5 protein-coding genes are annotated in these 11,243 nt (G+C 54.6%); 2 read left to right on the top strand and 3 right to left on the bottom strand.

Annotated elements, in window-relative coordinates:
• On the bottom strand, nt 1–5,407 hold a 5,407-nt coding region (locus SPK40_RS19020), incomplete at its 3' end, for an amino acid adenylation domain-containing protein (protein ID WP_330961546.1).
• A 1,180-nt stretch (nt 5,408–6,587) separates the two neighbouring features.
• Here SPK40_RS19020 and SPK40_RS19015 point away from each other — a divergent pair.
• Nucleotides 6,588–8,906 (top strand): Tex family protein, encoded by a 2,319-nt coding sequence (locus SPK40_RS19015; RefSeq protein ID WP_330961545.1) that lies wholly within the window; start codon nt 6,588–6,590, stop codon nt 8,904–8,906.
• Nucleotides 8,907–8,967: 61 nt separating this feature from the next.
• Here the strand turns inward: SPK40_RS19015 and SPK40_RS19010 are convergent, their stop codons facing one another.
• Nucleotides 8,968–9,432: an ATP-dependent Lon protease gene (locus tag SPK40_RS19010; protein ID WP_248144511.1), complete on the bottom strand. Its 465-nt coding sequence runs from the start codon at nt 9,430–9,432 to the stop codon at nt 8,968–8,970.
• Between the two features lie 149 nt (nt 9,433–9,581).
• Entirely contained in the window at nt 9,582–10,394 is an 813-nt protein-coding gene (gene bioH, locus SPK40_RS19005; RefSeq protein WP_330961544.1) for a pimeloyl-ACP methyl ester esterase BioH, read from the bottom strand.
• Nucleotides 10,395–10,441: 47 nt separating this feature from the next.
• Between bioH and SPK40_RS19000 the strand changes: the two genes are divergently transcribed.
• Nucleotides 10,442–11,125 carry a ComF family protein gene (locus SPK40_RS19000; protein ID WP_330961543.1) on the top strand — a complete coding sequence of 228 codons (684 nt, stop codon included), beginning with the start codon at nt 10,442–10,444 and terminating at the stop codon, nt 11,123–11,125.
• The last annotated feature ends 118 nt before the right edge of the window (nt 11,126–11,243 follow it).

Below are 11,243 nucleotides of genomic sequence, written 5' to 3'. Positions count from 1 at the left end.
CGATACTCACGTCATTCGGACGCACAGCTTTCTGAGTCGCACAGACCGTTGCCTCAGTCGGACCATACTGATTGAAAAGGGTTTCTACCGGCAATTGGGCCAGCGGATTGAGCGATTCTCCCCCCACATGCAAGACTTTCAGGGACGTCCCGGCAAGCTTTTCGCCCAGATAATTGAACAACGCGGTCGGCAGGAAAGCCTTCGTCAGTTCATGCTCAGCCATATAATCCAGCAGCACCTGTTCATCACGTTGCATCACCGATGTAGCCAGATGCAACTCACATCCGAACATCAGGGACGGGAACAGCTCATAAACGGATGCATCAAACACATAGTTTGCAAAACACAGCACTTTCGCCTGAGGATTCAGCTGATGACTGTCCCGCATGAAGTACGCCAGATTCACCACGCCCTGATGCGCCACCATCACCCCTTTCGGCTGACCCGTGGTTCCCGAGGTGTAAATCACATACGCCAGATCGACCGGTGACGGTCCGCTGTCCAGGTTGCTGTCCGGCAATGCCTGTAGTGCTTCGCTGTCTGCCAGCAGCATCTGCGCAGCCTGTCCGCCTGACAGAAGAGCGTCGACGATCGCCCGCTGCGGTGCATGGGTGATGAGCAACGGCGCCCGGGTATCTTCAAGAATAAACGCGCTCCGCTCGGCCGGGTAATCCGGCGAGATGGGCACGTAGGCCGCACCCGCTTTCAGCACCGCCAGAATGCTGATCACCATCTCCGGGCTGCGGTCCAGATACAGCGCCACCAGGGTATCAGCCGGTATTTCTGCCTGATGAGACGCCCGGTACACCTGCCGGATCTGCCGCGCCAGCTGATTCGCTTTGCTGTTCAGCTCCCGGTAAGTCAGGGACTGTCCCTCAAATACCAGCGCAATGTTATCTGGCGTTCTTGCCACCTGCGCTTCGAACAGCGCCGCCAGACTCTGGTCCTGCGGGTATGGCGCTTCGGTCTGGTTGAAGGTGGTCAGCAGAGTGTGTTTTTCTTCATCAGACAGCAGGTCAATTTCGCAGATCCGGGTCTCCGATGACTCCGCAAACACCGTCAGCAGCTTTTGATAACCACTCAGCAGGCGGAACATACTTACTTCCGTAAAGAGGCGGGTCGCAAAGTTCAATGAACCACGGATCACTGACTGCCCCCCGTTCTCTCCTTCTTCCAGGAACAGGCTGAGATCATATTTCGCCGGGCTGAAATCGACTGCCGTCGCAGCGACCGGACTCAGCGGCAAGTTGCTGTGACTGAATCCCCCATCATCAAAGGACTGCATACTGAACATCACCTGGAACAGCGGATGACGACTCGGATCCCGCGTTACGCCCAGCGCATCCACCAACTGCTCGAACGGCAGGTCCTGATGGGCTTTGGCTCCGGTTACCACGGCGTGAGTCTCATCAATCAATGTTGCGATGGTATCTCCAGATTTCACCTGCGTCCGCAGTATCAGAGAATTCACAAACATCCCGATCAGCCCTTGAGTTTGGCTGTGATGACGGTTATCCGTGGGGGTTCCCAGTAAAATATCTTCCTGATGACTGTACTTCGACAACAAGACACTGAAGGCACTCAGCAGCACCGTATACAGAGTCGTCCCCCGGGCTTTGGCCAGCGCTTTCAGCGCTGTAGAGACCTCGCCAGGCAGACTGAAGTGAAGGTTCTGCCCTGCATAATCCAGTGCGGCTGGCCTTGGCTTGTCCGTCGGTAAGTTCAGTGTCTCATAGCCGCTGAGCGCATCCTGCCAGTAAGACAGCTGTTGTTCCCGTACCGCCCCCAGCAGGTATTCCCGCTGCCAGTGCGCATAATCCCCGTAACTGATCGGCAACTTCGGCAGGCTTGGGGCACGATGTTCCAGCAGCGCCTGATAGGCTTCGCTGAATTCACGGAAGAAGACTTCAACAGACCAGCCGTCCATTGCGATGTGGTGCCAGAGCATCAACAGGTAATGCTGCGCTTCCTGATGCTCATCCCCGTCCACCACGTAATGATGCACACGCATCCCCGGGGCTTCCCGCAAGGAAAAAGGCATGCCGATGTCGGCACGGACAGCCGCTTCCAGTGCAGCATCATCGGTCAGAACCGTCGTCGTGACCGCCAACGCATCAGATCCAACACGCTGATAACCCACGCCTCGCTCATCGTAGCCATAGACGCTTTTGAGCACCGGGTGGCGGTCTGCCACGATGTGCAGTGCCTGACACAGTGCCGGTAATACATCTGCGCTCGCTAACTGGAACAGCTGCGGAATGTGATAGGCGGATGTTCCCTGTTCAAAGTCCTCAATAAATAACATCCGCTCCTGAGCAAAGGACAACGGATAGCTCTCTAATGCCAGCGCCGGGATCTCAATCATCTCCGACAAAGCATTCAGCTGTGCACTTAACCCCGCCACTGTTGGCTGAGCAAAGAGTGTCGCCAGCGGCACATCTGTATTCAGCCGGGCACGCATGGCCGCCGTCAGCTTAATCGCCTGAATCGAGTCTCCCCCTAACCGGAACAAGTTATCGTCAATGCCGACCCGCTCAACCCCGAGCACCTGCTGCCAAACCTGACATAGCTGCATTTCCATTGCATTGCGCGGCGCCCGGTAACTGTCTTCACTCACCCACACCGGCGCAGGTAATGCCCGGCGGTCCAGCTTGCCGTTAATCGTCAGCGGCAGTTTCTCTATCTGTGTGATACTGCCCGGCACCATATATTTCGGCAGTTGAGCCGACAGACTTTGGCGCAGCGCCTCGGTATCCACCGCTTCTGAAGTCGGAACCACATAGGCCGCCAGTACCTGGCTACCTTCCCGGTCCAGATCGACCACCACCGCCTGCTGCACACTCGGCTCAGCACTGAGCACGCTGGCAATCTCGCCCAGCTCAATCCGGTAACCCCGGATCTTCACCTGATGGTCGTTCCGGCCCAGATATTCCAGGTTGCCGTCCGGCAGCCAGCGCACCAGATCCCCGGTGCGGTACAGCCGGGTATACCCCTTCTCATGATCAATATCCGTCGCAAACGGATTGGCAATAAAACGCTCCGCCGTCAGTGCCGGACGGTTGAGGTAGCCCCGGGCCAGACCGGCTCCGCCGATGTACAGCTCACCCACCGCACCCAGCGGCAGCAGCTGCTGATGCTCATCCAGCACATACAGCTGGGTATTGCTGATAGGCGCACCGATATTATTGGCGATATCCCCCGGCTGGTATAACTTCGCGCTGGCACACACCGTGCTTTCAGTCGGTCCGTAAGCATTAAAAACCTGACTGTGCTGGCTGAAATGCGCAAGCAGGCTATCGGAAGGAGACTCCCCAGCCGAAATCAGCACCGACAGTGACGGGAAGGTCCGTTCTGTCATCAGTGACAGCACTGCAGGCGGGAGGGTCGCAAAATCAATGCCCTCCAGCTCAATCACCTCGGCCACTTGTGTGGCATTCCGCTCATGCTCAGCACACAGATAGCCCTTCAGCCCGCTTGTCAGGCTTACAAATATTTCCCACACCGAGGCGTCAAACACATAGGATGCAAACCACAAGGCATACTGGCGCTGCGACGTCTGAAACAGCGATTGCTGGGCCTGAATCAGATGTGCGGCATTTTGATGCGCCACCATCACCCCTTTCGGCTGGCCTGTGGTTCCCGAGGTATAAATCACATACGCCAGATCGGCCGGTGACGGCCCGCTGCCCAGGTTGCTGTCCGGCAATGTCTGCAACGCATCGCTGTCCGCCAGAAGCATCTGCGCAGCATGTCCGCCCGACAGGAGAGCGTCGACATTCGCCTGCTGCGGGCCATGAGTGATCACCAGCGGCGACTTGGTGTCTTCTAAAATGAATGCGCTACGCTCCGACGGATATTCCGGCGAGATGGGTACGTAAGCCGCCCCCGCTTTCAGCACCGCCAGCATACTGATCACCATCTCCGGGCTTCGATCCAAATACAGCGCGACCAGTGTGTCCGCAGACAATTCGGCCTGATGAGACGCCCGGTATGTCTGCCGGATCTGCCGTGCCAACTGGTTGGCTTTACTGTTCAGTTCACGGTAAGTCAGGGACTGCCCCTCAAACACCAGTGCGATGTTGTCCGGTGTTCGTGCCACCTGCGCTTCGAACAGCGCCGCCAGACTCTGGTCCTGCGGGTAAGGCGCTTCCGTCTGGTTGAAGGTGGTCAGCAGGGTGTGTCTTTCAGAGTCTGAAACCAAGTCAATCTCACGGATACGCGTGTCATGTTGCTCAATCAAGGTCGATAACACTTTCACCACCCGCCCGATAAACGCCTGACTTTCTTCTGGTGTGAAAAAAGCATCCAGAACATGGGCTGATATGACGAACGGGCTGTCACTACCATAATCTTTCAGTCTCAGTAAAAGTGCCTGAATGATATCTTGCTCGTACACTCGCGTGAGATGATGTCCTACACTTTCTTTAGCAAAAGCTTCATAGTTTATGGTTACATTCGGTAGCGTTGCTCCATGCTCACGCGCGAGCCGACTCAGGTGGGCTGCCGGGTATCTGCAATAACGCAAGGCACTTTTGAGTGTTCGCATGCAAGCTTGAATATAATCCAGACTGACCGCCTCCGGTGTCACCGTCATCGCAACCGGATAATCATTTGAATGCATCCCGACAACCTGCATACCCTGATGTCCTTGCCTGCCATGGGTCACCGTACTGAAACAGAGCTCAGTTTGACCGATCATCCGTGACAGCACCACACTCACTGCGCCAAACAACATCGCCTGCATCGTCACACCGTGTTGTTCGCAGTAATCCTGCATTGCAAACTTTAATGACTCCGGCAAAGCCTGGATTGAATAATGACTCCCTTTCTCAGAATACCGAGCGGAAAGGCAAGTCATGTCATGCTGCTGCAGAAACGCCGTCCAATAGTCCTGATCTTTTTGACATCGGGATGAATTCAGATATTCTCTGGCTCGCTCAACAGCGGGTTGATACTGGGGAAGATCACTCAGCCACTCGTGGTTCTGCTGGTTCGCAATGTCCTGATAAAGCTGGTGTACATACTGCTGAAGCTGGTACATCCCCAGACCGTCACAAATTAAATGGTGCAGTTTGATAAAGAGATAACAGATTTGATTGTCCAACCGGATCAACGTCAGCTGATGGAGGTTGTCTCCGAGATAGTCGAATGGCTGCGCCATATCCTGGCTCAACCAAAGCTCTGCATCCGCTTTAGGCGTCGGACTGGCACTGAAATCCACGAGACGAACTGTATCGTCCCCGGTCTCAGGTGACAGGGTTTGCCGCACCTCACCATCAGCAGAAACACTGAAGGTGAGACGCAGTGCATCCAGATTCGCCACCAACAGTGACCAGACACGCTGCAGAATCAGAGGATCAATATGGTTTGCTAACGTATAAGCCCCGACATTGTACCGAGTACTCAATGGAGTCAGCGCCTGATCGTAAAAGATGTTTTCTTGAGTTGGGTGCAAAGAAAAAGTCTGAGGAAACAAAATAATATCCTTCTAATGCATGAATCATTCATTGCGCACTGGTTTTCATCAGCGGAGCGAATAAATATTGATGACTGCAGCCATGGCTATGCAGATGAAACGCCACAATTCCAGGACACCGGCCATCACCGCGAAAGCATCCGATTGATCATTTTCATCTCTGCATTGAGTCTGGAATACAGGGTGACAAAGCAACACCAGAACAACTGCAATGTACAACTCTCCGAAAACCAATAAGGTTTCAGATTTGTTCAAATTAATTCTTTACTGTGATTACTTTATTGGGAGTTCGATATTTCTGGTGCTGCATCTGTGCGAAAAAGAAATGCCTTTTGCCAGACATTCTGTCAATAATGAAAAAACACATTTAATAAATTCAATGAAGTGAGTCGCATTTCACCCCAAACAAAATATCAACGCTCTAAAATACCAGTTACTTTTCATGATTCCCCGAACAGAATATATTTACAAAGAACAAAATAAGGCTGAATATTCTCAGACACTAAAAATCTCATCACGCCTCAATCATTCAACTCTGCGCTGAAATAGATTCCCCCTGTTTCCACAAACACGACAAGCTCCCGAGAGCACAATATCGCTGTCATGTGCCATTCATTTTTCGGATGAGCAGCATATCAACCCATGAATAAAAAATAATATTGCTATTGGTGTGCATAAAAATAGATTAGGTATGGTTAATTACAGAGTAATCAAAAAAATCATTCGGAATAAACTGAAAAAATTTATTTACATGAACACATAAAAATAAAATCGAAACAAAATAGAAATAATATTCACAAAATTAAAACCACAACATTAGTTAAGACAAATCTAAAATAAATAACCTGCTGACGTAAATATCGTGATGAGCCTTCACCCCACATTCAAAAATACAGTGTATTTTTCACCATTATTCTTCTGACCAGAGACCCGGCGGATGAAATATCTTCCCACTTTTTGTGAATAGACAGCCGTTCACGCCTGCACAAAGATCACACCTGACCGCGAAGCTGGCAAACTCCTGACATATTGCGGGCGCAAGAACGCTGACTGACGTGCGGAATTATGGTTAGATGGGCCACCTGAGAAAAACTGTATCCAAAGGAATTCTATGACCGCGAGTATCAATCACCTGATTGCGTCTGAGCTGAATGTCAACACGCAGCAGGTTGCCGCAGCCGTGGCGCTACTCGATGACGGCAACACCGTCCCTTTCATCGCCCGATACCGGAAAGAAGTTACCGGCGGGCTGGACGATACCCAACTGCGTAATCTGGAGTCCCGTCTGGGCTATTTACGCGAGCTGGAAGACCGCCGTCAGGTAATCCTCAAATCGATTTCAGAGCAGGATAAACTGACCCCGGCACTGGAAGCCGAAATCCTGTCGGCCGACAGTAAAACCCGGCTGGAAGACTTGTACCTGCCGTATAAACCCAAGCGCCGCACCAAGGGCCAGATCGCGATTGAAGCCGGTCTGGAACCGCTGGCTGACCTGCTGTGGTCACAACCGGAAAACGATCCGGAAAATAGTGCGGCAAGCTATGTGTCTGCCGACAAAGGTGTGGCCGATACCAAAGCCGCGCTGGACGGCGCGCGTGCCATTCTGATGGAGCGTTTCGCGGAAGACGCAGCCCTGCTGGATAAAATCCGCCGCCACTTGCAATCCAATGCTGAGCTGACCGCCCGTGTAGTGGAAGGCAAGGAGCAGGAAGGCGCGAAATTCAAAGACTACTTCGAGCACAATGAAAAGCTGTCTCAGGTCCCGTCACACCGGGCACTGGCGATGTTCCGCGGCCGGAATGAAGGCGTCCTGCAGTTGGCACTGAATGCCGATCCGAATCAGGAAGAAGGTGTGCGCGGCTCTTACTGTGAAGTCATGATTGCCGATCACTACGGCGTGAATCTGGGCAGCCAGCCAGCAGACAGCTGGCGCAAGCAGGTGATCAGCTGGGCCTGGCGCATCAAGATTCTGATGCACATGGAAACCGAGCTGATGGCGGCCCTGCGCGAGAAAGCTGAAGACGGCGCGATGCAGGTCTTTGCGGATAACCTGAAAGATCTGCTGATGGCCGCACCTGCCGGTCCGCGCATGACACTGGCACTTGACCCGGGCCTTCGTACCGGCTGTAAAGTGGCCGTCGTCGACAGCACAGGTAAACTGGTCGATACCGCCACCATCTATCCGCATCAGCCTCAGAAACAGGTGGCTCAGTCGGCCGCCACGGTGCTGGCACTGATCACCAAACACAATGTCGATCTGATTGCGATCGGGAACGGGACTGCTTCACGTGAAACAGACAGCTTTGTCGCCCAGTTGCTGAAAGACAACAACCTGAAGGTTCAGAGCGTCATGGTCAGCGAAGCCGGTGCATCGGTGTACTCCGCATCTGAACTGGCCGCCAACGAGTTCCCGAATCTGGATGTGTCGCTGCGCGGTGCAGTCTCCATTGGCCGACGCCTGCAGGACCCGCTGGCGGAGCTGGTGAAAATCGATCCGAAATCCATCGGTGTGGGCCAGTACCAGCACGATGTCAGCCAGAGCAATCTGGCGAAACGTCTGGATGCCGTGGTCGAAGACTGTGTGAACGCCGTCGGTGTGGATGTGAATACGGCCTCACCTGCCCTGCTGACCCGAGTTGCCGGTCTGTCATCGACTATTGCCAGCAATATCGTGGCTTACCGTGACGAGCACGGCCGCTTTGATGCCCGCACCACGCTGAAAAAAGTGCCGCGTCTGGGGCCGAAAGCGTTCGAACAGTGTGCCGGTTTCCTGCGGATTATGAACGGCAAGAACCCGCTGGATGCTTCGGCGGTTCACCCGGAGTCCTATGATGTCGTCAAAAACATCGCGGCTAAAAACGGGAAGCCGCTGGATGCGCTGATTGGCAACAGTGAATTCCTGCGCGGCCTGAAAGCAGCCGATTACACCACAGAAGAAGTCGGCCTGCCGACTGTGACCGACATCATTGGTGAGCTGGACAAACCGGGCCGTGACCCACGTCCTGAGTTCAAAACCGCAACCTTTGCCGAAGGCATCCATGAGGTGAAGGATCTGGTGCCGGGCATGGTGCTGGAGGGCGTGATCACCAATGTGACCAACTTTGGTGCATTCGTCGATGTCGGCGTTCATCAGGATGGCCTGGTCCACATTTCTGCGCTGTCGGACAAGTTTGTTTCGGATCCGCGAGAAGTGGTGAAAGCCGGTGACGTTGTGAAAGTGAAAGTGATGGAAGTCGACCTGCAGCGCAAGCGAATCGGCATGTCGATGCGCCTGAGCGATGAGCCGGGTCAGGAAGCCGAGCGCAAGCCGAAAGGCGGCGCCCGTCAGAACAACCAGCGCCATGCGCCCCGCCAGCAACGTGACAACCAACCGGGTAACAACGCCATGGGTGGTGCTTTTGCTGCGGCGTTTGCCAAAGCGAAGAAATAACATTCACACGGAACAAACAAAAAAGGCGGGTTTCGACCCGCCTTTTTTATATCCGCTGCGCTCAGACAATCTTCAGCATTTCCGTCGGTGGATTTGGCACCGTCGACTGTGCATATTTAAAACGGATCACGCTGCGTACGCGTTCCATCTGACTGATTTTCCCCAGCTCTTCAAGCAGTGCCCGGGGCAGGCGGATGTGCATACTGTAACCCAGCTCGCTGACATCTTTCAGATAATTGTCAGCCGACAGCGCCAGAACCAGTTGCTCAAATTCCTGCTGATAACCGTAGCCCTGATGATGGGCAACATCCAGTGCTTCATAATCCGGATGCTCACTGGGATCCCAGCCGGGACGCTTCATCTGCTTCTCATCGCCTTTCAGTGACGGTTCACTGCCAGAAGCCAGGCTTGCAGTGGCCGGGCGGACTTTTTCGCGGACCTTATTGTCCCGCGCAGCCTGCTCGGTCATCGGATTCACCGACGGCGCCAGTGTCGGTATACCGGCATTCAGGGGCGACACGATCATGTTTTGGTGACTCCTTCAGACTGCAACACTGTCACTCATCCTGCGCACTCAAGCCCATGCCGCCGTGCGCCTCACTGATACCTTTATCATGGCAGAAAAAAACGCCATGATTCAAAGATTATCGGCCACCCAATCACAGACTTTAATCTTTATACCGGAGTGGTCGCGGCAGTCTCCGGCAGCGATTCCTCCATAAAGGCTTGCAGCGCACCGATGAAATCTTCCGGATGGGAAATAAAAGGTGCATGTGATGCCTTGGTAAACATCATTTTCTGAGAATCCGGCGCCAGCAGATCCATATCCGAGGCCACTTTTGCCGGTACCAGACCATCCAGCCGGCCATACAGACGCAGCCAGGGCTGGCGAATCTGAGTCAGATGTTTGCGTAAATCCACTTCAGCCAGCATCTCCAGCCCCTGCGCCAGCGCTGCCGGTGACGGTTGCGGACGAGACAGCACAGCCTGCCTGAGCTGTTTGATATCCTGTCGGGCCGTGGGACTCCCCATGGCCTGCAACGCCATAAAGCGTTCGACGGTCATGGCAAAATCTTCACTGAGCTGCTGCTGGAAATCGCTCAGAACCTGAGGTTTGATCCCGCGCCAGTCGTCCGTGGCCGCAAAACAGGGAGAACTCGCAACGGTGACCAACTTACTGACACGTGCCGGGGCCATCAGTGTCGCCTGCTTGGCGACCAGACCACCGAGTGACCAGCCCAGCCAGACGGCTTCTTCCGGCGCACCGTGCAGCAAAGATTCCGCCATCGCTTCGACGGTCCCGGCTGAAACCTCAGCACTGTGACCATAGCCCGGCATATCCACCACGTGAATCCGGTAGCGGCTTTCCAGCTGTGGGACCAGATGCTGCCACACGGCGCCGTTCATTCCCCAGCCGTGAATGAGAACCAGATCGGAACTCTGTCCCGTCTCGGGACCGAATGTTTGCCAGTAGACCGATGCCGCCATGTACACTTCCTTTACCAAAAAACCGGATGGCAAGGATGTTATCCCCTGTGGCCGTAAGATCAATCTTTCGCTGGCCAAACCAGCAATGCGCACTCTGTCGTTTACCACTGCGTGACGGCGATCACTTGTGGTGTCAGCCCTGTCTGACCAGCCTGCCTCAGCCACCGTACTGCCACCGATGCGGAGCCACGGCCCCGGAGCCAGTCCCTCACTGCGGCTACTGCCTGCGCCAGCCACCGCCCTGGGATCGCCTTGTCCGGCTGGGTGAATATGCGTTTCCGCTGAATCGTCTGATCCAGCAGTACAAGTTTCAGCGCAAGTTCTGGCTGAGTCAGCCGCTGGCCCGGTTACTGGCCGCGCAGCTTACCGATCCCGCGCCCCTGCTGCTGCCGGTTCCCATGCATCCCTGGCGACGCCTGATGCGAGGGTTCAACCAGAGTGCCCTGCTGGCGGATGCACTCGCGGCACTGACGGGCGGGGAAACCGACAGTCGGGCTTTGCGACGGACACAATGGGCCCGCCCTCAGCATCAGCTGACCCGGCAGGCCCGTCTGCAGAATCTCCGGCAGGCATTTATACTGAATAGTAGAACGTGGCCGGCGCACGTCGCCCTGGTGGACGATGTCGTCACTACCGGCAGTACGGTGTCGGTTCTGGCACAACTGCTCAGACAGCAACATGTCAGCCGGATTGATGTGTATTGCCTGGGATTCACACCGCATCAGCGCTGATCCGGAGGCGAGACGGGCTGCTGTTCAAAAAAACCACACAAGATTCATGGGTGCGTGTTCCCGCGCCAGAGAGTAGAATAAGTTTTACGCTTACTAAGTCAGGTATAACGTCGTGTCT

The sequence above is a fragment of the Photobacterium sp. 53610 genome (genome assembly GCF_036409375.1).
GTDB lineage: Bacteria > Pseudomonadota > Gammaproteobacteria > Enterobacterales > Vibrionaceae > Photobacterium.
This window is presented reverse-complemented; position numbering and strand designations above follow the sequence as displayed.

Excerpts from the sequence above, each read along its gene's own strand:
- SPK40_RS19015 (WP_330961545.1), top strand. The coding sequence starts at position 6,588 with ATGACCGCGAGTATCAATCACCTGATTGCGTCTGAGCTGAATGTCAAC.
- SPK40_RS19010 (WP_248144511.1), bottom strand. The coding sequence starts at position 9,432 with ATGATCGTGTCGCCCCTGAATGCCGGTATACCGACACTGGCGCCGTCG.
- bioH (WP_330961544.1), bottom strand. The coding sequence starts at position 10,394 with ATGGCGGCATCGGTCTACTGGCAAACATTCGGTCCCGAGACGGGACAG.